Source organism: Streptomyces endocoffeicus, from assembly GCF_016741935.1.
In the GTDB taxonomy this organism is placed as follows: domain Bacteria; phylum Actinomycetota; class Actinomycetes; order Streptomycetales; family Streptomycetaceae; genus Streptomyces; species Streptomyces endocoffeicus.
Window position 1 is genome coordinate 170,818 of record NZ_JAERRG010000021.1, and the last position, 23,593, is coordinate 194,410.

Annotated in this window: 14 protein-coding genes; 8 read left to right on the forward strand and 6 right to left on the reverse strand. The window is 67.1% G+C overall.

Annotated features, from left to right (window positions below):
* Window positions 1-84 precede the first annotated feature (84 nt).
* The 6 genes from JK364_RS38320 to JK364_RS38345 all read left to right on the forward strand — a co-directional run bounded on the left by JK364_RS38320 (window position 85) and on the right by JK364_RS38345 (window position 8,993).
* Window positions 85-963: a helix-turn-helix transcriptional regulator gene (locus JK364_RS38320; protein WP_201856016.1), complete on the forward strand. Its 879-nt coding sequence runs from the start codon at window positions 85-87 to the stop codon at window positions 961-963.
* A gap of 384 nt (window positions 964-1,347) precedes the next feature.
* Complete coding sequence (locus JK364_RS38325) at window positions 1,348-2,202, forward strand: ABC transporter permease (RefSeq protein WP_201856054.1); 855 nt, start codon at window positions 1,348-1,350, stop codon at window positions 2,200-2,202.
* A gap of 62 nt (window positions 2,203-2,264) precedes the next feature.
* Window positions 2,265-3,128, forward strand: a complete 864-nt coding sequence (locus JK364_RS38330; protein WP_201856055.1) for a carbohydrate ABC transporter permease — start codon at window positions 2,265-2,267, stop codon at window positions 3,126-3,128.
* A gap of 107 nt (window positions 3,129-3,235) precedes the next feature.
* The gene (locus tag JK364_RS38335) at window positions 3,236-4,897 is read left to right on the forward strand and encodes a type 2 periplasmic-binding domain-containing protein (RefSeq protein WP_201856017.1); all 1,662 of its coding nucleotides are present in this window, start codon (window positions 3,236-3,238) and stop codon (window positions 4,895-4,897) included.
* Window positions 4,898-5,042: 145 nt separating this feature from the next.
* On the forward strand, window positions 5,043-7,628 hold the full coding sequence (locus JK364_RS38340; protein WP_307841500.1) for a glycoside hydrolase family 78 protein: 2,586 nt from the start codon (window positions 5,043-5,045) through the stop codon (window positions 7,626-7,628).
* A gap of 231 nt (window positions 7,629-7,859) precedes the next feature.
* Window positions 7,860-8,993 (forward strand): glycosyltransferase WbsX family protein, encoded by a 1,134-nt coding sequence (locus JK364_RS38345; protein WP_201856019.1) that lies wholly within the window; start codon window positions 7,860-7,862, stop codon window positions 8,991-8,993.
* A 202-nt stretch (window positions 8,994-9,195) separates the two neighbouring features.
* On the opposite strand, the gene JK364_RS38350 is transcribed toward JK364_RS38345, so the two are convergent.
* Together JK364_RS38350 and JK364_RS38355 are read right to left on the reverse strand one after the other, a co-directional pair.
* Complete coding sequence (locus JK364_RS38350) at window positions 9,196-10,203, reverse strand: LacI family DNA-binding transcriptional regulator (protein ID WP_201856020.1); 1,008 nt, start codon at window positions 10,201-10,203, stop codon at window positions 9,196-9,198.
* 7 nt (window positions 10,204-10,210) lie between these two features.
* Window positions 10,211-14,227 (reverse strand): glycosyl hydrolase, encoded by a 4,017-nt coding sequence (locus tag JK364_RS38355; RefSeq protein ID WP_201856021.1) that lies wholly within the window; start codon window positions 14,225-14,227, stop codon window positions 10,211-10,213.
* A gap of 1,045 nt (window positions 14,228-15,272) precedes the next feature.
* Between JK364_RS38355 and JK364_RS38360 the strand changes: the two genes are divergently transcribed.
* On the forward strand, window positions 15,273-16,589 hold the full coding sequence (locus JK364_RS38360; RefSeq protein WP_443732269.1) for an arabinose isomerase: 1,317 nt from the start codon (window positions 15,273-15,275) through the stop codon (window positions 16,587-16,589).
* Between the two features lie 184 nt (window positions 16,590-16,773).
* Window positions 16,774-17,457 (forward strand): ABC transporter permease, encoded by a 684-nt coding sequence (locus tag JK364_RS38365; protein ID WP_201856023.1) that lies wholly within the window; start codon window positions 16,774-16,776, stop codon window positions 17,455-17,457.
* A gap of 580 nt (window positions 17,458-18,037) precedes the next feature.
* Here JK364_RS38365 and rhmD read toward each other — a convergent pair.
* The 4 genes from rhmD to JK364_RS38385 form a co-directional block, all read right to left on the reverse strand.
* A complete protein-coding gene (rhmD, locus tag JK364_RS38370; protein ID WP_201856024.1) occupies window positions 18,038-19,231 on the reverse strand; it encodes an L-rhamnonate dehydratase in 1,194 nt (397 codons plus the stop codon).
* Complete coding sequence (locus JK364_RS38375) at window positions 19,228-20,316, reverse strand: zinc-dependent alcohol dehydrogenase (RefSeq protein ID WP_201856025.1); 1,089 nt, start codon at window positions 20,314-20,316, stop codon at window positions 19,228-19,230. The genes rhmD and JK364_RS38375 overlap by 4 nt, the downstream gene beginning before the upstream one ends.
* A 127-nt stretch (window positions 20,317-20,443) precedes the next feature.
* On the reverse strand, window positions 20,444-21,547 hold the full coding sequence (locus tag JK364_RS38380; RefSeq protein ID WP_201856026.1) for a glycosyltransferase WbsX family protein: 1,104 nt from the start codon (window positions 21,545-21,547) through the stop codon (window positions 20,444-20,446).
* A gap of 60 nt (window positions 21,548-21,607) precedes the next feature.
* Window positions 21,608-23,590, reverse strand: coding sequence for an ADP-ribosylglycohydrolase family protein (locus tag JK364_RS38385; protein WP_201856027.1), 1,983 nt, complete (start codon window positions 23,588-23,590; stop codon window positions 21,608-21,610).
* Window positions 23,591-23,593: the final 3 nt, after the last annotated feature.

Genomic DNA, 23,593 nt, shown 5'->3' on the forward strand with positions numbered 1-23,593 from the left:
GTGTGGATATCAGGCAGGGCTGGATTGTGCGGAAGTAGGACGAAGTTGCCTCGTGGGTCGCGATACAGATATGAGCGCGCAACCGTGTTCCGCTCGGACGGGCTGCCTGTCTGGGCCGATCGTCATGAGATCACCGCTGACGTGGCCGCCCATGACCACGACTTCCTGGAGATCGCCCTCGTCACCCAGGGACGCGCCCTCCACGTCTCCGTCGATGGTGACCACCCCATTCGCCCAGGCAGCGCCGTAGTGATTCCGCCGAATCAGTGGCATGCCTATCGGGAGTGCGAGGATCTGGTGGTCTTCGACTGTTTCGTGGCGCCGGAGCTGGTGCACACCACGCTGCCCTTTCTCGATGCCGAGTTGCCTTTGATGGCCGGTTTGCACGCTTCGACCTTGCCGCTTCCCCAGCGGGTGCAGCTTGGTCCGGGCGACCTGAGCGCGGCGATCGCAGAGCTGTACAGCATGAGTGACATCACTTCAGGGCCGCGCTCCCGTGTCCAGATCATCGGGCACCTCTTGATCTACCTCGATCTTCTGAGTCACGCGTGGGTCGCCGAGGACTCGGTGGCGCGTCGTCGGCGAGCCAAGCTCCACCCTGCGGTGTCATGCGCCGTCAAGGTGATGGAGGACGACCCCGGTCGCCTGTGGACCCTTGCGGAACTGGGCGCTCTGACCTCGGTGGAGCGTACATACCTCGTCCGGTTGTTTCAGCGCGATCTCGGAGTCTCGCCGATCGCCTACCTCAACCAACTGCGGGAGCAAGCCGCGGCCCGGCTTCTGGTGCAAACGGATCAGGCGGTCGCAAGGATCGGAGCGCAGCTCGGGTGGGGAGACGCCGGCTACTTCGCGCGGCGATTCAAAGCCGCCTACGGGCTGACGCCCTCTGCCTACCGCAGGCGCGCCCTCAACGGCCAGGGCCGGGACCACTACCCGACTGACTCGGAACCCACAGAGCAGTAACCAAGGCCCGCACCACGGCGTGGGAGGCCCGTGGCGGCCTCACAGTTGTCGCGGCAGGCCCCCTCGGCTGTCGGTTCCAGGACAACTCTGTCCGACTCTCGCCCAATTCAGGCCATGGTGACGGCCAAGTTTGGCCAATAGTGTCGCGACCGTGACAGAGCAGCGTTACTCCCATGTGAACTCCGCCGGAAGATCTCGTCACTCGGGATTCTCGGCATGAGCGGGCCGGAGGCGGGGCTCGCCGAGATCGGCTCAACGGACCGCAAGGCCGGCTGTGACGAGTCTCCAGGCGTGGCCCGTCCGGACGAACCTTCCCCTCGGCGCAGAAGACAGCGTTTCGTGAGGCTCGGGCGACTCCGGCGTGACCGGCTGTTCGTCCTTCTCATGCTCCCGGGGCTGGTCTACTTTCTGGTATTCCACTATGCGGTTCTCTTCGGCAACGTCATCGCCTTCAAGGACTACATTCCTTTCGATGGGTTCTGGGCGAGCGCATGGGTTGGTGTCCAGAATTTCACCGATCTTCTCGGTGACCCGGGTTTTTGGCATGCGGCCCTCAATACGGTCGAGATCGCCGGGTTGCAGTTGATCTTCTATTTCCCTGCCCCGTTGGCCCTGGCTCTGCTGTTGCACAGCCTCACGTCGCACACCCTTCGGCGGTTCGTGCAGTCGGTGGTGTATTTGCCGCACTTCATGTCCTGGGTGATCGTGGTCGCCATGGCTCAGCAGATGCTGGGCAGTGCCGGTCTTTTCAATTCCGCACTGTCGGGAGCCGGCCTGCACACGGTCGACATCATCGGAAACCCGGAACTGTTCAAACCGCTGACCGTGCTGCAGGTCATCTGGAAGGACTGCGGCTGGGGGACGATCATCTTCCTCGCCGCACTCACCCAGGTCGACGATCAGCTCTACGAGGCCTCGGCCATCGACGGGGCAGGCCCGTGGCGGAGGTTCTGGCACATCACCCTGCCCTCCATCCGGCCCATCATCATCCTGCTGCTCATCATGCGAATCGGGGAGATCCTCTCCGTCGGCTTTGAACAGATCCTGTTGCAGCGAACAACTGTGGGTCCCGAAGCAGCGGAAATCATCGACACCTTTGTGTATTACAAGGGAATCGTCGGCGGAAACTTCGGCTTCGGTGCTGCCGCCGGCCTCTTCAAGGGTGTGGTGGGGGCGATCCTCGTCTACGCCGCAAACAAGATCTCGCACCGCCTCGGGGAACAGGGAGTCTACAAGTGAGTGCTGTCAGTGGGACTCGCCCCAGAATTCGTCGGCCGGCCAGTCAAGTGCGCCCGGTCTGGATGGAGAAGCCTCGAAAGGTCACGCTGGCCGCAAAAGGCGCCGCTCTCGCGGTGATCATCCTTTTGGTCCTCATGCCGTTCCTGGTCGTCATCGCCACCTCGCTGTCGTCCACGGAGTCCGTCGTGGCGAACGGCGGTTGGGTGGTGTGGCCCAGCGACCCGTCTCTGCAGGCCTACCGGCAGATTTTCAGCGGTGGCATCGTCACCCATGCGCTGTGGGTGAGTATCGGGGTCACGGTCGTCGGGACGGCGGCGAGCATGGTGTGCACGGTCATGCTGGCCTACGCGCTCGCCCGCCCCAAGGTCTTCGGCGGCAAACCCATGCTGCTGCTCGTGCTCTTCACCTTCCTCTTCCCGCCCGGGATGATCCCGACCTATCTGATGGTCAAGAACCTTGGGCTGCTGAACAACTACGCCGCGCTCATCGTCCCGGTGCTGATCAGTGTCTTCAACCTGGTGGTCCTGCGGGGGTTCTTCCAATCCGTTCCGGAGGAACTGTACGAGGCGGCCCGGCTGGATGGTGCGGGAAACTTCAGGATCCTCGTGGCCGTGGTACTGCCGCTTTCCAAGGCCGCGCTCGCGATGGTCTCCCTCTTCTACGCCGTGACCTACTGGAACTCATGGTTTCAGGCGTCGATCTACATGGATGACGACCACTGGCCGCTCCAGCAGGTGCTCCGCACCTACGTCCTGAGCGGCGGTCAGATCGCCAGTTCAACCGGGGCGGGCGACGCGGCCATGGCCGCCCCGCAAACCATTCAGATGGCCGTCCTGGTCGTGGCGACGGTGCCGATCCTGCTGGTGTACCCGTTCCTGCAGAAGTACTTCGCCAAGGGCGTGCTCTCGGGCGCCATCAAAAGCTGAATTCAAGCCGGACCCACTTCTGAGGCCCGCACATGCGGCGGCCCGTCACTCTGCCCGCAACATGGGCCACAGGCGTCAAGCACTCCTCTCGAAGGGAATGTACGACCATGCACACCCCCTCCCGCCGTTCCGTGTTGCGCTCCATCGGCATCGCCTCCGCCGCCATCGCCGCACCTCCCTTGCTGAGCTCCTGCAGTACCTCCAGCTCTTCGGGCGATGCCGCCAACGCGGGGACGGAACTGGCGCCGTGGCCGACGTACGTGCCCAAGGCCACCGTCACCCCGGACCTCAAGGGCGACGTCGGCACCGGCATCCAGGACACCTACCTGAACTACCCCTCGGAGCTCACCAAGGGAACCTCTGAGACTCCCGGCGACGGCTCCACACTCAAGGTCATGACCATCACCTATGGCACCGCGCCCACCCCCCGTGGGCAGAACAAGTATTGGCAGGGCATGGAGAAGGCCCTCGGCGTGAAGATCGACTTCACCTCGGTGCCGGCCGCGGACTTTACGGCAAAGATGGCCACCTTGATGGCCAGCGACGATCTCCCGGACATCCTGAACCTGGCCGGCGGAGCCACGTTCCCGCACGAGGGTCCTTTTGTCCTCAAGACAATGGCCAACATCTCAGAATTCGTCTCCGGCGACGCCGTCAAGGCCTACCCCAACCTCGCGAACCTTCCGACCGGTTCCTGGAAGGCGGCAGGGCGTTTCCACGGCGGCATCTACGGTGTCCCCGTTCAGCGAGCCAGGCCTGCGTTGGTGTTGTGGATCAACAGCACCAACTTCGAGAAGCACGGCTTCCGCCCCGACAACAGCGGGTACAGCCGCGAGGACTTCACGCGCCTGCTCCAGGAACTCACCCACGGCAGGAAATACGGGATCGGCGCGGCGAAGGACAACGCCCTGAACTGGTTCGGCGCCCACGCACAGTTCCATGGGGTGCCCAACACCTGGTCGGTATCGGACGGGAAGTTCAGTACCTATTACGAGAGCCCTCGCTTCAAGGAGATGCTGGCGTACCTGCACACCCTGTGGAAGCAGAGGCAGTACTACCCCGACTCCGCCTCGACTGCGACAGTCGACCTCAAGACGCAGTTCTACAACGGAACTGTGCAGTCCTACACGGACAGCTTCGGCGCCCTCCCGACAACGCTCAGTCAGGTGCGGGGTTTCAAGGCAACACCGATGATCTCCTACTCCGCGGACGGGGTTGACGCCACTCCGTGGGCAGGACCGGGGTATGCCGGGTACACCGTCATCAACAAGAAGCTGTCGAAGGCGAAGATCAAGATGGTTCTGAAGGTGCTGGATTTTCTGGCCTCACCTTTCGGGACCGAGGAGTACCAACTCCTTATGTATGGCGTGGAGGGCGTGCACTTCACCTACAACAAGAACGGCGACCCGATGCCGACGGCCCTTGGCAGGACCGAGAACGTCGTCAATCTGCCGTTCTATTCCATGTGCAGTGCACCCCAGGTGCTGTATGTACCCAATGCGGAGGAAGAGATCAAGGCTGCCTACGAGTGGCAGCGTCAGACCTGCCCCAAGTTGATCAACAATCCGGCGACCGGTCTCCGCTCCAATACTCTGAGCACCGCGGGCGCCACGCTGAGCCAGTCCATGGACGACGCGATCATCGGCATCATCACCGGGCGCCGATCCGTCAATTCGTGGGACACCGCGGTGAGCGAGTGGAAGTCCGGGGGCGGCGACAAGATCGCTTCGGAATACGAGTCCGAGTATGCGGCGGGTACGACCAAGTAGTCTGATGCGCACCGAAGCCGACTGAAACGTCGTCCGGTTCGGTGCGGCTGGATGTGTGAACGTTTGAACACGAGTGGCCCGCGCCGGGTCACCCCGGATGGTCCGAGGAGACCGCGTGCCGCACCACGGAGACAAGCTCCCCCGAGTGGCTGAGCCACGTGCTGAACACCACAGGGAAGCCCTGGGCATCGGTGAAGCTCGCCCGCGGCTGTCCTGGGCGGTACTCGACGCGCCTGCCGGCTGGCAGCAGGGCGCCTACGAGATCGAGTGTGCGGACCCCGAATCCGGAGATGTCGTGTCCAGCGGGCGGATCGACTCCGAGGACAGCGTGCTGGTCCCCTGGCCCCACCGCGAACTCGGGTCACGCAGTCGGCGGCAGATCCGCGTGCGGGTCTGGGGATCGGGGAGTGCGCACGCCTCCGACTGGAGTCCGACGCTGACGCTGGAGACAGGTCTTCTGGAGCCGTCGGACTGGACGGCGGGCTTCATCACGCCTGACGCGCCTGCCGCGGGCGAGAGCGTGCCGCTCCTGCGCAGAGACTTCTCGGTCAGAGGACCAGTACGTCGAGCAAGGCTCTATGCCACGGCATTGGGACTCTACGAACTTGAACTCAACGGTGTCCGTGTCGGTGACATCGTGCTCGCACCCGGTTGGACCAGCTACCACCACCGGCTTCGCTACCAGACATACGACGTGACCGAGGCGCTGAACTCCGGCTCCAATACGCTGGGGGCCTGGCTGGCCGACGGGTGGTTCCGGGGGCGCCTCGGATTCAACGGCGGCACGCGCCACATCTACGGTGACCGAAGAGGGCTGCTGGCGCAGTTGGAGATTCAGTACGCTGATGGATCCGCTGAGGTCGTCCGCACGGATGAGAACTGGTGCACTGCAGCAGGCCCTATCCAGCGTGCGAGCCTGTACGACGGTGAACACCACAACGCGCAGCGTGAACGTCCGGGCTGGTCCACCCCTGGCTTCGACGCCGGTGACTGGCTGCCCGTCCAATTGATGGCTCACGACAGGACAACGCTGGTGGCCCCCTTGGGGCCGCCGGTCCGCTGTACCCAGGAGCTCAAGCCGGTCGCCGAAATCACCTCACCCTCGGGTAGGAGGATCGTCGACTTCGGACAGAACCTGGTCGGCCGCCTTCAGATGTGGGCTGAAGGCCCCTCAGGCGCGGTGGTCCGGCTTCGCCATGCCGAGGTACTGCAGGACGGCGAACTGTGTGTCCGGCCTCTGCGCCAGGCGCGGGCGACCGATGAGTACGTCCTGCGCGGCGAGGGCCAGGAGAGCTGGGAACCGCGATTCACCTTCCACGGATTCCGATACGCCGAGGTCAGCGGAGACGTTGACGACGTTGAGGTAGTGGCCCGCGTCTACCACACCGATATGCTGAGGACAGGCACCTTCGCCTGCTCGGATCCGCATATCCAGCGCCTGCACGAGAACGTGGTGTGGAGCATGCGCGGCAACTTCCTGGACGTTCCCACTGACTGTCCCCAACGCGATGAACGGCTGGGCTGGACCGGCGACGTTCAGATCTTCGCGCCGACCGCGTCATTTCTGTACGACTGCGCGGGCATGCTGTCCTCGTGGTTGCGCGACCTGGCCGCCGATCAGCTGCCCAATGGCTGCGTGCCCTACTTCGTTCCCGCGATTTCGGCACCGCCTCTGGAACTTGAGGCCCTCACGCCGACGGCGGCCTGGGGCGACGTCGCCGTTCTCACACCGTGGGAGCTGTACCAGCAATACGAGGATGTAGAGGTGTTGCGGGCGCAATATCCAAGCGCGAAGGCATGGGTCGACTGCATGACCGCCCATGCGGGTGACAACCACTTGTGGGACACGGGGTTCCAGTTCGGTGACTGGCTCGATCCATCCGCTCCGCCGGATGATCCCACGGCCAGCAAGGCTGATCCGTACCTGATCGCAACCGCATATCGTGCTCGTTCGACCACGGTTCTGGCCAGGATGGCCCACACTCTGGGATATTCCGAGGATCACCGGCATTACGAAGAACTCGCGCGAGCCATCAGGGATGCGTTTGCACAGAAGTGGATTCTTCCGTCTGGATTGCTTGATGACGACGCCCAGTCCTCCTATGCCGTCGCGCTCCATTTCGGCCTGTTTCCCACCCCTGCGCAGCGCGACGCCGCGGCTCGGCGTCTGGCCACGTTGGTAGAGGAGGCCGACTTTCACATTGCCACAGGCTTCGTCGGTACCCCGGTCATCTGTGACGCCCTCACCGACTCTGGGCATCTCGACACCGCCTACGCTCTGCTTCTGAAGCAGACGTGCCCGTCCTGGCTCTATCCGGTAACCCAGGGTGCGACAACGATATGGGAGCGCTGGGACAGCCTTCTCCCGGATGGAAGTGTCAACCCGGGTGACATGACGTCCTTCAACCACTACGCCCTGGGCGCGGTCGCCGACTGGCTGCATCGCGTCGTTGCGGGGATGGCCCCCGCCGACCCCGGGTACCGCCGGCTCCTCGTTCGCCCCCGGCCTGGCGGCGGCCTCACCCACGCGTCGGCGGCGAAGGAGACGCCGTATGGGCGGGCCGAAGTCAGCTGGCTACGCGAGGCGGACACCTTCTCCGTCCATCTCACCGTGCCGGTCGGCGTCACCGCCATCGTGGATCTTCCTGGACGGTCACCGGAGACGGTCGGGTCAGGGCGTCATCGTTGGCACATTTCGGACCTCAATTGCGCGGATGAGACCAGTGACTGATGGTTATTGGGCTCTCGGTGTGAGTAACTGCTGGTGGAAACCTGGACGGAAGGCCGGGCACAGGTCTACGTCGGATATGCCTCACGGGACTCCCCGTTGGTCAACTCTGACCTACTTTTCCTCAATCCAGCCCGCAGCGTGAACGCCACGTCTTCCATACAGTCGCAGTTGTGATTGATCAACGATTTGCATTCAACTCGCCAGCCATCTCGGAGATTTTGAGGGGCCGATGTGAACAGGCGTGAAGTGACGATGGCGGCGTACTACTTCCCGAACTACCACGTCGACCCCCGCAATGAGCGGTGGCACGGTGAAGGATGGACGGAGTGGGAGGTGCTGAAGAAGGCCGGCCCGCGCTTCGAGGGGCATGAGCAGCCGCGCGTTCCGCTGCACGGCTGCGAGGACGAAGCCGATCCGGCGGTGATGGCCCGCAAGATCGAGATGGCTACCGAGCACGGGGTCGATGCCTTCATCTTCGATTGGTACTGGTACAGCGGGCGCCCCTACCTGGAGCGCCCGCTTGAAACCGCGTTCATGCCCATCGCGGCCGAGCACGACATGAAGTTCGCTGTCATGTGGGCGAACCATCATTGGACCAACATCCACCCGTGGAAGTCCGGGACGGAGGCCACCGAGCTCGAGTCGGGAAGCGTCGATGCCGCCCAATTCCGGGCGGCTACGGAGTACTTGCTGGAGAGGTACTTCCATCACCCGGCGTACCTGCGGCTCGGTGACCGCCCCTACCTGTCGATCTACGATCTGCCCACCCTCGTCGACGGGCTCGGCGGAATCGAATCGACCAGGACCGCGCTTGACGATCTGCGCTCGCGTGCCGCCCGGGCGGGCCACGGCGACGTTCACCTCAACGCCATCACCCGCGATCAGCCGGTGCTGCCCCAGGACGGTGTAGCGCTCGACGAAGCCGTGTTGGTGAGCCGACTCGGATTCGACAGCGTGACGTCCTATGTGTGGGTACACCACCACCCGCTGCCCGCGCTTCTCACCCCGTACCCCGACGTCCTGGAGCAGGCGGAGAAGGGCTGGGAGGACCTCGCGGCCAGGTTCGAGCAGCCCTACTATCCCAATGTGACCGTCGGGTGGGACCCGTCACCACGGACGGTCCAGTCCGACAGGTACAACCCCGGCCTCGGCTATCCCCACACCAACATCATCTCGGACTGCACCCCTGAACACTTCGGGCAGGCGCTTGAGAAGGTGCGCGAGTACGTCGAGAAGACCCGGACCCCACTCGTGACCATCAACGCGTGGAACGAATGGACGGAGGGCACCTACCTCGAGCCCGACACCGTCTACGGATACGGGCATCTGGAGCAGATCCGCAGGACGTTCGGCACCAGCCGCTGAGGCGGCACATCACCGTTTCGGATCCGGGGGCCGGCCACCGTCAGTGACCTCACCCGGCGTCCGACACGTGCCCTTGCGGTCCTCCGAAGGTCGGGGCGAGGCTGACGCGTGCGTCGTCAGTCTCGCTCCCCGGAGTACGTGGCGCTTGAGGAGAACGTGACCATGCAGCGCAGAGTGAGCATCAAAGACGTCGTTCCCACGATCATGCGACCCCGGTCGAGTCCCGAGGAACGAGCCGAGGGCCGAAGACGCGGGTCTCGTGGACGTGTTCGTCGCTGGCTTCGATCTCGTCCATGAGGAGCTGTACCGCCGTACGGCCCAGGTCCTCCACCGGCTGCCGGACGGTGGTCAGGGGAGTGGCTGCCAGCGTCGCGACGTCCAGATCGCCGTAACCGACCACCTGTACGTCGCCGGGAATGCGGACGCCACGTTGCGTCAGCCCCTGGCACATGCCCACCGCCAGGAAGTCGTTCGTGCAGAACACCGCGTCGGGGAGAGTGCTCAGGTCGCGGGCGACGGCGGCGCCCGCGGCGACCGTCATCTGCCCGGCGACGACTTGGTCGAGCCGGGCACCGCGACGGCTGCGGATCGCCTGGCGGGCCCCCTGGTACCGGTCGGCGCACTGCCTGATCCCGTGGCCGCCGTTGACGACGAGCACATGCCGGGCACCGCTGTCCAGCAGGTGCTCCACCGCCAGACGGCCGCCGGTGACGTCGTCGACGGCGACCGAGCAGCCCTCTTGCGGTGGCATCTTCCGGTCGGTCAGGACCAGCGGGATGCCGCGTCGGCGCAGCCTGGTCAGGCGGTCCGGGTCGGCGCCGAGGGGGGCGACGACGACGCCGACCGCGCGCTGTTCGGCGAGCATGTCGAAGTACTCGCGCTCCCGGTCGGGGTGATCGCCGCTGTCGCACAGGACGAGTGAGAAGCCGTGCTCGTAGGCGGCCTCGGCCGCCCCCCGGGCGATGCGGGCGTAGAAGGAGTTGACGATGTCCGGGAGGACGAGCCCGATCGACGACGCGCGGCCGCTGCGCAGGCCGGCCGCCCCCGGGTGCGGCACATAGTCGAGGGCGGCGATCACGGACCGAACCCGGTCGGCGGTGCGGGCGTTGACGCGCTCGGGGCGGTTGAGGACGTTGGAGACCGTGGACACGGAGACGCCTGCCGCGGCCGCGACATCCTGGATACGCGCGGGGAGCCTGCTGGTTGTCACGCGCCCCTCATCCTCCGATCGCCTCGGCCTCGGTGGCCTGTGCAGTCTCCGCCGGTGGCGGTGGGGTCATGATAGTGACGGGGCCCAGCAGCCCCGAGACCAGCTGCGAGGGAAAGGTCCAGGCGGTGGGGGTGGCCTCGCTGAAGTACGGGGCCAGCGTGTTGTACACCGTCACGTCGATGCGCACCGTGCGGCCGGCCGTACCCGGCAACGGGAAACGGTACGGGGCACAGAAGGCCTCGCCCGCCTGCTCTCCGTCGACAGCCACCTCGACGGAGCCGCGTACCCGCCCCAGGTCGAGCACGGGCGTCACCGCCGGGCCTGAGCCGGGCGGGATCGTCACCGTACGGGAGTAGCGCAGCCCTCCGCTCCATCCGGCGAGTCCGATGCCCTGCCAGTCGGTCAGCGGGACGGGGGCCTCGGCGACGCGGACGGTGACCGGTCCGGACAAGGCGCTTCCGCCACGGAGCGTAGCCGTGGGCTCGGTGACGATCTCCAGTTCCGCGGGCGCCTGCAGCGGCTGGTCCAGGTGGAGTGCGGTGCCGTCGAGCCGCCGCTCGGCGCCGTCCAGCCTCGCTGTGGCGGCGAGCCGCAGGGGCAGATTCACCGCGACCGCGCCGGTGGGGAGTGTGGCCCGCAGGCGTTGTGGCGCCGGCACGGCGTCGTCGGTGGTACGCATCGCGTCCACGGTCGCGCCGAGGGCCGGGGCGCCGTGCAGCCATGCGGTGTCGTGCAGTGGGTGCGGCCGGGTGGCGGCGTGGCAGGGCTGCAACTCGGTCCAGCGGCCCCGGTGTTCGACCGCCGCTCCCCGCCAGTCGCCCGTTTCGACTTCCCAGCCCGGACCGCTGACGACGGTGACGACCGCTGAGTGCGTATGGGCGACCAGGTCGGCGTAGAGCACGTCCTCGCCGTGGGTACTGTCGGCGACCAGCTCCAGGAGGTGCTCGCCCGCCGTCAGGCGCAAGGCGTGGCGGAAGAACATCGGGGTCGCACCCCAGGCCGACTCGTAGTACTCGACCTTCTCCTGCCGGGCCACGGCGGCGCCGTCCAGCAGCACGGTGACGCCGGTGGCCGTGCCGACGACGAGGACGGCCTCGGCGGCATCGTCGTCGAGACGCACATGGGCCCGGTAGGTGGTCCGCCCCGACGGCCGTACCGTGTCCGGCAGGCGCATGAACTGGGGCCGGGGGGAGAACTCGCCGGGCGGGGTCAGACAGAAGTAGCTGCCGAGCGGTTCGACGGCTTCGTCCGCGGCGAGTCCGGAGCGGACGTCGGCGTCGAAGAGCTCGTACTCGATGACGTTCAGCGACTGGTCGACGTCGACGCGGACCGTGGTCAAGTAGCCGCCGCCGGTGGGGAGTTCCACGCCGTTCCACCACAGGCGCTTGCCGGCCGCGGCGCCGACGTGCAGGTCGGCGGCGCCGAGCCGGTCCGTCTCGACGATGGCCCGGACCCGGGCGACCGTGCCGTCCGCCGGCATGCGCAGGCGCACGAACTCCTCGCCGACGAGCCCCTTGTGGCCGAGTGTGCCGTACCCGGGATCAGCCACGCCCCGGCTGGCGGAGTGGAGCGAGACCTCCCATCCGGCCGCGTCGCCGACCAGCGGCGCCTGCCCGGCGAGGACGCGGGCGACGGTGTCGCGGTCCAGCGGGTCCGGTGCCTGCGCGACCGGGACCGGGGAGAGCACCCGGACGCGGTTGCCGTAGGTCGCGCGCGCCGTCCGCTCCGGGTGGCCGGCCGGCCCCTCGGACCAGTGGAAGCTCCAGACCTGCAGGTCCTCGACGGACGACGCGGCGGGCAGCGCCATGTCACCCCAGGTGTTGTCCATGGTGGCGACGAGTCGACCGCGCCAGCCCGTCGATATGTCGGTCGCGACGGCGGCCGGAGCCGGCGATGCGGGCGTGGGCACTGAGGGCGGTGCCTCGCCTTCCCGCCAGACCACGATCGCGGCGGGCGCGCCGTTGAGCGGCACCTCGATCCTGGACCGCTGCCCGGACACCGTGACATGGGCAGTCTGGCGTACGCCGGTGGCCGGATCCCAGACCTCCGCCTCCGCTACGACGGCGTTCACCTCGACCGACGACATCGCGGCATAGCGCGCCGGGTCGAAGTCGAAGTCCTCCCACCGCCGGGTCGTGGCGTCGCGCAGCGGATGGCTGTTGGCGTTCGGGAACGCCCCGGTGACCAGGGCGACGGCCTCGGTTCCCTGGCGGCGTACCAAGAGCGGGACCTCGCCGGTGGCGTAGTCGTACCGGCGGGCCACGGACTTGGCGCCGGACTCGGGGTCGGCGACACGCTCGAGACGCGGGTGGGCGGCCACCGCGGTGACCACGGAATCGTCTCCGTCGGCCCCTGCTGCGAAGGCAGGCGGCCGGCCGACGACCACGACCCGGCCGCCGGCGTCGAGCAGCGCGATGAGTTGCCGTGCCGTGGCGGTTTCGAGCACGCTCGCGGACGGTAGCAGGACCGCGGAGAACCGCAGCCCGGCCACCCGCAGCGTGCCGTCCGCGACCTCGGCACGCTGGACGGAGTCGTCGTCGATGACGTCGAAGGCCACCCGCTGCCGGTCCAGTTCACCGATGCGGGTGTGGAACCAGTTGTTGGTGCCGCACAGCTGGAGATAGTGGCGCTGCGTCTCGTCCAGGTCCGTGTGCGCTCCGCCGGCCTGCCCGTCACCGAAGTGGTCGATGGGCAGGTCCAGCGGCAGCAGCGCATGCGCGGTGGTGGTCGGGTGCAGGACCGCGACGCCGGCGTCGTACGTTCCCCACGACATGATCGATGCGATGCGGGAGACGGCCCGCGAAAAAGCCGGGTACTGCTTCCAGTACGGCTGACGCCAGTCGGTGGACGGCGGCGCCCATTCGAACCAGCCGCCCGCGGTGCCGAAGTAACTGGCGTGCGGGTTGTACAGGTTGGCCCCGCCGCGCAGGAAGGGCAACAGCCAGTCGTACGTGTCCTCCAGCGTCCCGCCCCAGCCGGAGGAGTGGAACGCCTCGATCCACACCCGCTCGTGGCCATAGAGATGGGCCATGGACGAGTGGACCTTCGCGTCCCCTTCGTGGTCGCTGCCCGCGGCGCTGTACCAGCGGTGAGTGCGGAAGTAGTCGGTGTAGAGCTGGGTGGACTGGGTGGGGTATCCCGCACGCGCCGGGTTGCTCTGGTCGGCGCCCAGCAGCATGCCGCGGCTGTCGTGCCATTGGCCGAGCGGTTTGAAGAGCGCCTCCTCGGTGAGTTCGGCGCGCACGCCATAGTAGTCGGTGCGCACCTTGGCGGCCTGTCGGCCGCCGTGCCGGAACAGCGCGGGCAAATGGTCGAGGAGGTCGTAACCACGACGGGTCCTGAACTCCTCCGGAAAGCGGGGCGTCCAGGAGTTGGTGGCGGGCAGCTCGTCCTGGAAGCTCCCGGCGATGACATGGCCCAGGTACTGCGGAACGCGGCGGTCGTACTCGCCGTGAACGGTGTCCATCAGGAGACCGACGGCGTGCGGGTCCAGGTAGTCGAAAGCCGTGGGGACGGAGGTGACCAGCAGGATGTCGGTGCCATCGGGGGTGTCCGGGACGTGCAGCCTGCTGCCGTCCGTCCCGTACGCGCCGATCAGTGTCTCCGTGCTCAGCAGGTCGACGCGACCGCCGGTGACGACGGCGTCGCGGCAGCGCAGCGCCTGGCCGGCCGCTTCGGGGTGCCGGTGGGTGATGCCGCCCTGGACGTTGGCGCCGGAGAAGCCCACCTGGTCGTAGAACCACAGCCGCATGCCGAGCCGCTGCGCGATTTCGCAGGCGTCGGTGAAGCGTACCCACCACTCCTCGCTGAACCAGGCCGGGTCGTCGGCCTTGGCGCCGAACGTGGGCCCTGCCGGGGCCAGGTTGATCACGACAAGGTTGTGGATGCCGCCCGCGGCGAACTCGCGCATCTGCCATTCGAGCCGCTCCCGGGTGACCTTGGCCCCCGACCACCACCACAGCGGGGTGGGACCGAAGTCGCGGGGCGGGTCCTGGAACAACTCGGTGAGGGTACGGGAGAGCACAGTGCCGCGGTCCTTTCGCTGACTTCAGATGCCCAACGCCGACGTAAAACGTTTTTAGAAGCGTCACCGTACGCGTCGAAGGCAGGCTGTACCAGTCCTCGATTGCCTCTCCTGTGTGCGATTTGCCCGCATTCTGTGCAGTTGCGTCAGGCGATCGGAAGGTGCTCCAACCACCTTGAAAAACGTTCCAACCCGCCCTACGGTCACTCCCATTGCTCAGCGTCACCCCTCCCGTGCGTTCACGTTCCAACGAAGGATGTGTGACATGACCGGCATTCCCGCTGTGTTCCGGCCCGCCAAGCGCCCTGTCGCATGGCGCTACTGGAAACTCGCGGCCTTGTCCGGCATGGCTTCATATCTGGACTCCGGCCTGCTCATCAGGACGCCGAGGCGGATGACGGACCGCGTCCGGGGGCCGCCGCGCACGTGCCCGGCGACTCAACGGCCGTAGTGCCGCAGGGCACCCATCTGAGCAACCTGCTCAAGAAGTCGATCCTCATCCCGATGACGGCGACCTTCTTCTTCTACGTCGCGTCCCCTATGCCGACACGCCCTGGCGGGACCGGCTGTTCCTGGTCGCGTACTTCATCCTGTACCAGCTCTCCAGCCCACTCGCGGGCGAGCCGAATGACAAGGTGTGGTCCCAGCTGACCCTGCCGCCCGACACCCGCGGCACGTCGCAGGGACTCACCCACGCGCTGGCACGGGGTGCCTTCGCGGGCTCGCCGACCGAGATGAGTGCCACAGCTCAGTCGGTCCCGGCATCGGGCTGAGACCGGGAACAGCGCCCGAACACCCCCACACAACAGTCAGCAAGAAGATCGCAGACGCACATATGCAGAAAGAAGGCACAGCCTCAATGACTCCGAAGGAATCCACACTCAGGGTCGATGCGACCGAGCCGGACCGGGGCGCCGACGCAGCGGATCGGGTGGCCGCTTTGCACCGGCTTCTCCCGCCCGCGCCGCGCAGGGCGGCCCGGATCGGCCTGGTGGCGGGCGGCCTGGGCGCCTACTGGCCGCAGTTCCCGGACCTGCTCCCGCAGTTGCGCGAGTCGGCCCGCTACGTCACCGAGCGGTTCGAGGCGCTGGATGCCGAAGTGACCGACGTCGGCTTCATATCGGACGCCCGCGAGGCCGAAACCGCCGCCGAGCGACTGCGCCAAGCGGACTGCGACCTGATCGTGGTGTTCCTCACCACCTACCTGACGTCGTCGATGGTCCTGCCGATCGCGCAGCGCTCGGGGACTCCGGTCCTGGTGATCGATCTCCAGCCGACGGAGCGGATGGACCACGCGAACTTCGATACGGGGATGTGGCTGGCCTATTGCGGACAGTGCCCCGTCCCCGAGGTGGGCAATGTCTTCCGTCGTGCGGGCATCCCGTTCCGTTCCGTGTCGGGCTGGCTGCGTGATCCCAACGCCTGGCGCCGCATCGAGCAGTGGGTCGCGGCGGCGAAGGTCCGGGCGGCGCTGCGGCACGCGCGCCACGGCCTGATGGGTCACCTGTACCCCGGGATGCTCGATGTCTCGACCGACATGACCTTGCTGTCCGCCCAGTTTGGTTCGCAAGTCGAGGTTCTCGAGTTCGACGATCTGCGGGTCCGGGTCGCCGATGTCACGGACGCGGAGGCCGAGGAGCGCATGGGCCTGGCCCGGGAGGTCTTCACCCTCGACGACTCCGTGGTGGCAGAGGACTACGCCTGGGGTGCCAGGGTCTCCGTCGGACTCGACCGGCTGGTCGAGGACTTCGGGCTGACCACGCTCGCCTATTACCACCGTGGACTCGGCGGCGAGCAGCACGAACGACTCGGTGCGGGGATGATCCTGGGGGCATCGCTGCTGACTGCACGCGGCATTCCGGCCGCCGGTGAATTCGAGCTGCGCACATCGGTCGCGCAGCTGGTGTCGGAGAGCCTGGGTGCGGGAGGCTCGTTCACCGAGATCCAAGCGCTCAATTTCACCGACGGCGTGGTCGAAATGGGACACGATGGCCCCGGGCATCTGGCAGTGAGCGCGCGCGATCCGCTGCTGCGGGGACTGGGTGTCTACCACGGCAAGCGCGGGTGGGGCGTCTCCGTGGAGTTTGACGTCGAACACGGCCCGGTCACCGCTTTCGGTATCGGTCAGGATCAGGACGGCACCTTGGTATTCATCGCCTCGGAGGGGGAGACCGTACCCGGGCCCTTGCTGGAAATCGGCAACACCACCAGCCGCGTCGACTTCGGCAGGGATCCCGGCGAATGGGTGGACGCCTGGAGCGAGACAGGCATCGGCCACCACTGGGCCCTGTCCACGGGCCACCGCGCTGCCGACTACAAGGCGGCCGCCCACCTGATGGGGGTGCCCTTCCGGCAGGTATGACTGGGACAGCGCACGAGTTGCACCGTCGGCTGCCTGCGAGCACTTCGCGTAGGTCCGCGTCGACAGCCAGTAGGACGTCTCCATGGGCAACATGACACAGAGCAAGACATCCCTGGAGAGCGCGGAAGGGCCCGCGCACGGTCCCGATTAGCAACAGGGGCAGCACCGTGGACGACGCCGGACCATGCCCGAGCTCGCGGCCCTGCTGACGATGCTCGTCTCCCTGGTCCTGTTCTTCTCGCTGCAGTCGCCGCAGTTCTTGACCCAGGGCAATATCCTCAACCTGCTCACCGCCATCGCCGTGACCGGCATCATCGCGATACCCGGCACGATGCTCCTGATCGCAGGTCGGGTCGACCTCTCGGTGGGCAGCGGCACCGCCTTCTGCGGCGTGATGATGGCGAGCATCGCCCAGAAACAGATCATTCTTGTGGCCGTTCTCGCCGCTGCAGGCATCGGAATCCTGATCGGCCTGGTCAACGGTGTGCTCGTCACGGTCTTCCGGGTCAACGCGCTCATCGCGACCCTCGGCATGATGGCGGTCCTGCGCGGCCTGACCCATGTCAACGCGGACGGAGGGACCATCGCGCCGCGCGCACATCTCCGCAGTCTGCCACCGTCTTCCCGTACGGTCCGCGTACGCCGTCAGGACCGCCGGACCGCATCGCTTCCGCCGTCGGCCGTGCCCTACCGCGCCGTCCAGCGGCGGGGTTGGTGTCGGTGTCGGGGGTGTGTCACGCGCAGTCGGCGGCGCGGCAGGCGCGCCACGTCTCGCTGCGCGGTCCGCTGCGTGTGCGAATGCGGGCCAGGTTGCGTGTTGATGTGTTCGATCGCGGCCTTGCGTCCCGCGGCGCTGGGAAAGCGTTGATCGGTGCAGGCCGGGCGGGAGCAGGAGGGCCGGACCGAGCCGGGGGAAGGGCGGCCGTAGGGGTCCAGGCGCACTGTCCATACCCGCCCCGTGACGCGGTCCTCCTGCCATGCGCCGGCCTCCACCGCCATGTACGTACTCCCAGTACTGTTTGATCCGTTGCGCCTCAGGTGGTCCCCGTCATTGGCGGTGAGCGTCGATCAGCTGCTGGAGTGCGGAGGTTTTATCCCGGCGTGTCCTGCTGGCACAGGAGAAGAAAGGGCATGCTGTCCCTTCTGCTCCCGTCGTCGGCTGTGTTTGCGTCGGGGTCGCGAGGTGAGAGCCGTGCCCGCGTGAGCCGGTCGCCGTTCCGGGCTCTGCAGCGGAGCGGAGGGCGCCCGTCTCCGGTTTCGGGGCAGGTGCCCGGTCGGGAGCCGGGGGTTGAGACAGGGCGTGTCAGTGAGGGCGGAGTTATGCCCTGGCCAGCGAGAGCGCGGCTTCTGTCGGGGACACGCCGGAGCGACGTGCATGCTCGATGACCGTCGCCACGCGCTCGCCGATCTGACAGACCCGGTGCTCCGCCCGAGCGTTGCGGTGGGGGTCAGTGGGCGAAGGGGCGGCGCAGCGCGCACTCGGGGTTGAGCCGGACGCCGAAGCCTGGGGTGTCGGGGAGCGTGAGCCGGCCGTTCTCCGGCACCGGCTCATCCAGCAGCAGCGGGCTGAACATCGGCACCACCGCGTCCGCGTCCGGCGCCATCATCAGGAACTCGGCGAACGGACTGTTGTGACGGGTGATCACGAAATGGTAGGAGTACACGCTCGACCCGTGGGGCACGACCAGCTTGCCATGGGCGTCGGCGAGCGCGGAGATCTTCATCAGCTCCGTGAGCCCGCCGCACCAGCCCACGTCGGGCTGGATGATGTCCGCGCAGCCCATCTCCAGCAGCATGCGGAAGCCGAGTCGGCCGGCCTCGTGCTCGCCGGTGGTGCAGAGCATGCCGGGTGGCAGGCCGCGGCGCAGCTCTGCGTAACCCCAGTAATCGTCCGGCGGCAGCGCCTCCTCCACCCAGCGCACGCCGAGGCCGTCGAGGCCGTGGGCGAGGCGGAGGGCGTAGGGGACGTCGAGGGACATCCAGCAGTCGTAGGCCAGGAAGAAGTCGTCGCCGACCCGTTCACGCATGGTGCGCATCTGCTCGATGTTGGCGCGCAGCCCCGCCTCGCCCTCGACCGGGGCGTGCTGCAGTGGCATCTTGCCGCCGATGAAGCCCATGCCTTCGGCCAGGTCGGGGCGGGCGCTGGTGGCGTAGAAGACCTGCTCGTCGCGGACCGGGCCGCCGAGGAGCTCGTAGACCGGCTGTCCGCGTAGCTTGCCCATCAGGTCCCACAGGGCGAGGTCGACGCCGCTGATGGCGTTGAGTACCAGACCCTTGCGGCCGTAGAAGAGGGTGGCCCGGAACATCTGGTCCCAGAGGCGCTCCAGGTCGGTCGCCGGGACGCTCTCGACGAACCGGGCCAGGTGGCGCTCGACGATCCAGGCCGCCGGCTCGCCGCCGGTGGTGACGGCGAAGCCGACCGTGCCGTCGTCCGCCTCCGCCTCGACCACGAGCGAGCCGAGGACGTTGAGGCCGAAGCTCTGGCGGCTCGCCCGATATTCGGGGTAGACGGCCATCGGCGTGGCGATCTGGTCGTCGATCCAGTGTCCGGTCGGCTGGTCGTGGTAGTCGCCGCCGCCCGGCGCGTCGACGGTGTAGGCGCGCAGGTGGCGGATCCGGGGCGGGTGGGTGCGGAGGGTCATTCCCGGTTCTCCTCGGCGGCGGTGGTGGCGGGGTGGGGGTGGGTGGCGGTGTCGGGAGCGCCGTGCGGGTAGACCAGCACCTTGCTCGCCTGGTTCTCTCCTCGGGCGAGCGCTGCGAAGCTGCTGGCCGCACTGGCGAGGTCGACCCGGCCGTCGACGAGTGCCGACAGGTCGCGGTCGGTCTCGGCGACCCAGCGGGCGGTCTGCGCGAACTCCCCGGCGGAGTAGCAGAAGCTGCCGATCAGCGAGCGCTCCTCGGTGCTCACCGCGTAGGCCGGGAGGTCGACGCGCGGCGCGTGCATGCCGACGAGGACGACCCGCGAGCCGAGGTCGGTGACGGCCAGTGCGTCGGCGAGGGTGCTGGTCGCGCCGACCGCGTCCAGGGTCAGCGTCGGCCGGCCGAGCGCGTCGCGCACCAGCTCGGTCAGGTCGCCCGCGGCCGGGTCGACGGCCGTCAGTCCGAGCCGCGCCAGTATGCCGCGTCGTTCTGGGTGTGGCTCGCTGACGACAACCGCGTCCGCGCCCATGCGTAGCGCGGCGAGCGCGGTGGCCTGGCCGATCGGCCCGCCGCCGATGACCAGGACCCGGTCACCGGGGGCGCACCCGCCGCGTACGGCGGCGTGGTAGCCGACGGCCAGCGGCTCGATGAGCGCACCGTGCTCGTCCGGCACGGAATCCGGCAGCGGTACGAGGTTGCCGGCCGGGGCGGTCATCAGCTCGGCGAAGGCCGAACGCAGCGCCGGGTCGACTCCGATCACCCGGCGGGCGGGGCAGCGCTGCTGGGCGTCGGTCTGGCAGGCTGTGCACTGTCCGCAGGAGATTACGGGATTGACGGTGACGAGCCGGCCCTCGGCGAGGTCGTGCGCCTCGCTGCCTGCGCCGAGCGCGACGATGCGGCCGACGGTTTCGTGGCCCATCACCTGGCCTGGGTGCCGACGGCCGTTCTCGCCGGTGAAGCCGTGGATGTCGGAGCCGCAGATGCCGGTGGCGATGATGCGCAGGAGCGCCTCGCCGGGCCCGGGGACGGGGGCGGGCAGATCCTCCACCTCCAGCTTCCAGCTCTCCTTCATGACGAGTGCCTGCATCAGAGGGGTCTCCTTGGCGAAGGTGACGGAGGTGACGAGGAAGGGGGAGAACCCGCGTGCACCGGGAATGTGGGAAGGCACCGGCGCACGCGGGGGGTCTGTCAGGAGCTCACGCTGGTGGAGGCTTTCATCCGAATACGCGCTTTACTGCGTCCAGGTAGGCATAGCCGTGATCGGTGTCCGGTTGCAGATAGCTGGCTTCGGTCCATTCATTCCAGCTGTTGATCGTCACCATGGGGGCTTGATTCGGATGCTCGTCGACGAATTTCTGGGCCTTGCGTAGAAAGTTCTCGAATCTGTCCGGCGTGTTTCCGGTGATGTTTGATTCCTGGTAGGCGACATACCTGGGGTTGTTGTCCCAGCCCACTGAGACATGCGGGAAGTAGGGTATGTTGAATTCTTCGTCTATGCCGTTCCATGTGGCCACGGCTTGCTCGCCGTAGGGCTGGTATTCCCCCTTGGGCTCGACGACATGACACCATTGGTAATGAGTCACGCTGTCGAATCCGAGCTGTTCGACCATGTGGTTCTGTATCGACGCACCGTCGCCGGTGATGCCGGTCACCTCCACATGCGGAAGAGCATGACGCAGGACCGCCTGCAGATGCAGCCCGTCCAGTCCCGACGCGACGGCCCGGTCCCGGAACCACTCGAGGGCCGCTCGGGTGCCGTCCACGCCGCCCAGACCGCGCATCAGCGTCGGTAGGTCGTAGATGGAGAAGACCGGCCGGCTCTCGATTCGGTAATACGACGGCTGTGTAAAGTACTTGCTGATCAGGCGGTTGCCGATCCGCTCGAACTCCTCCCGGTCAAGCGCCGCATCCCAGACGACTCGCCTGTCGTGCGAAGTGCGGATGTCCCAGATCGTCGGCGCGTCATGATTGGCCCACATCAGGTAGAACTTGACCCGATGATTGTTGCGTGCCTTCAGATACCCTTTGTTGAGCGATTCCTCGAGGAACGGCCGCCGGTCGTACCAATACCAGTCGTAGATGAAGATATTGACGCCGTAGTCGGCTGCGGCGTCGATTTGCATCTCCATGACGCGCGGGTCGGCCTCATTCTGATACCCCCACAGCGGCTTGCGAGGCTGCTGATGGCCGTCGACCTTGGGGCGGGCGTCGATGACGCGTTCCCATTCCCCCATCCCGTGCGGGAAGAAGATTCGGGCCCGCGGGTCGTCATGATATGCGGGCCAGATGTAGGCCGCGACATCGTACGTCTGCTGCATGGGAACTCTTTCCTTGATGGTTGTTCTTCTACGGGGGCCAGGGTGCAGGGGCCGCCAGGTCTACGGCTGGTGATCCCAGGAGAACCTGGTCCGTCCGATGCCGGGCAGGCCGTCATGGAACTCGTCGGCCGTGCTGAAGAGCAGGTGGCATGCGTGCGGGGGAGCGTCGGCGGTGCGTACCAGCTTGATGAGCAGCTCATTCCAGCCGGACTGGAGACGGACATCGACATAACCGTCTTTGGCCCCCGCATAGCTGGGACGGATGGCGCGATAGCGGTCGAGGCAGAAAAGTTCTCGGCCGTTGAGCCAGGCCTTGACCGGACCACCCGAGTCGACGCCGAGGTGGGCATCGACCGGATCGTCGGCGTGCAGGAACGTCTGCACATACCGGACCTCATCCGGCCCGGGAAGTGCCTCCGCAGGCAGCGCATTGCCCTCGGCCGCGAGCTCGGTCCACACGCCGCCCCTGGTGGCGGGATCGTCGCCGCGTTCAGGGAGAAACACCTCGTCGAGCAGCGCTGCGGTGTCCTTACCGGGCGTCGCGGGGACGGAGGCAGTCCTGACAGCCGAGGATCCGATGAGAACGATCGGGAGGGCGGGTTCTTGCGGATAGCCCTCGGCCTTAACCATCAGGAACAGCCGATTGCTGTTTCGCAGGCGGTCGCGCTCCGGCACCGGGATCGTCCACGCGACGTCGTGGCTCGCGGCGGCATCGATCCGTACCTGGCGTGTGTCCGGGACCGGCCATCCAGCGGGGGCGGTGAGCCGGAGGGTGAGGGAGACGGGGTCGGGGTGCGGATTGGTGATGCGTGTGATGACATACGTCGGTTGTCCCGCGCTCACCGCGGGAGTGCGCTCGTAACGCACGGACGTGGTGAACTGCGCCTCCGGGAACGTGACCGTCAGCGGGTCGCGTGTCCACAGCTCGCGGATGGAGTCATCGGCATACAGCGACTCCTCCGAAACGCGGATCACGGAACCGTCTTCGAGCGCGTCGGCATCGCGGAGGACGGTGTGCGCCGCCCTCACGAGACGGTCCACGACCTCGGGAAGGGTCCTGGGCACCGGCGTCGATCCATCGGACAGGTGCCGCACACCGCCCCAGGACTCATTGGTCGATATGGCGTCGCCGAAGGGGTCGGTCCAGCGTGCGGGGAGTGCCGCGTCTCCGGCCATGATCCCCCACCAGCTGCCGACCGTTCCGCCGCTGGAGTCGGTGTCGTAGCCGCAGTTCACGGTGATGGACAGCGCTTCGCCGAAGTCCTCGGCGGCAAGCAGGCCGATCGTCTGGAAGCCCATGTTGATCGGCGAGTACTGGGCGACGTGGTGCGGTGTGGCCTCCAGCACGCGGCGGCGGGCCGCCTTCCAGTCGAGCCCGTCGTCGATGGCGGCGACGGCGGCGCGCACGGCCTTTGCGGTCTGGGAGTGTTCGGGGACGTAGGAGAGACCGATCTCGACGAGCTTCCACTTATCGCTTACGACAAATGCTGCCGACTGGACGGCCACGTTGAACAGCCCGCCGTACACGCTCTCCCCGCCGGCATGGTCACAAATGGCGTCTTCGTAGGCGTATTTGGCCGCGATCCGCGGCTGCGCTGGGGCGGCGCAGGCCCAGATTTCCGAGCGGATGGGCGAGCCCATGCAGTCCACGAACCAGTTGTTGTACGCCCCGCTCACCGGGGGCTGGAGCCCCAGCCGGAGGTTCGTCTTCGAAAGGCCGTATTCGTCCCAGTTGTAGCCGATGTGGTCGAGCCAGTAGCGGGCCAGGTCACGGGAGGTGAGGCGGGGACCCACCTGTTCGAGGGCGGTGAGCCAGACAAGCTGCATCTCGAGGTCGTCGTTGGGCAGGCCGCCCTCCTGGATTTCGGGGTACCACCACACGTCGAAGGGCTCGTCGCGGCCCCATGCCTCCTCGACCGGGGTGCCGAGCGTGCCGCCGGCGTTCTTTCCGACCCAGCAGCCGCGGAGCTTGTCCCGGAAGAGGGGCCCCGCCACATCGAGTTCTGTGGCCGTTTCTGCTGTCGTGATCCGGTGAACGGACATGAC

Coding starts and splice junctions, on each gene's coding strand:
- JK364_RS38325 (WP_201856054.1), top strand. CDS start 1,348: ATGCTCCCGGGGCTGGTCTACTTTCTGGTATTCCACTATGCGGTTCTC.
- JK364_RS38330 (WP_201856055.1), top strand. CDS start 2,265: ATGGAGAAGCCTCGAAAGGTCACGCTGGCCGCAAAAGGCGCCGCTCTC.
- JK364_RS38335 (WP_201856017.1), top strand. CDS start 3,236: ATGCACACCCCCTCCCGCCGTTCCGTGTTGCGCTCCATCGGCATCGCC.
- JK364_RS38365 (WP_201856023.1), top strand. CDS start 16,774: ATGCCCGAGCTCGCGGCCCTGCTGACGATGCTCGTCTCCCTGGTCCTG.
- rhmD (WP_201856024.1), bottom strand. CDS start 19,231: ATGACCCTCCGCACCCACCCGCCCCGGATCCGCCACCTGCGCGCCTAC.
- JK364_RS38375 (WP_201856025.1), bottom strand. CDS start 20,316: ATGCAGGCACTCGTCATGAAGGAGAGCTGGAAGCTGGAGGTGGAGGAT.
- JK364_RS38380 (WP_201856026.1), bottom strand. CDS start 21,547: ATGCAGCAGACGTACGATGTCGCGGCCTACATCTGGCCCGCATATCAT.
- JK364_RS38385 (WP_201856027.1), bottom strand. CDS start 23,590: ATGTCCGTTCACCGGATCACGACAGCAGAAACGGCCACAGAACTCGAT.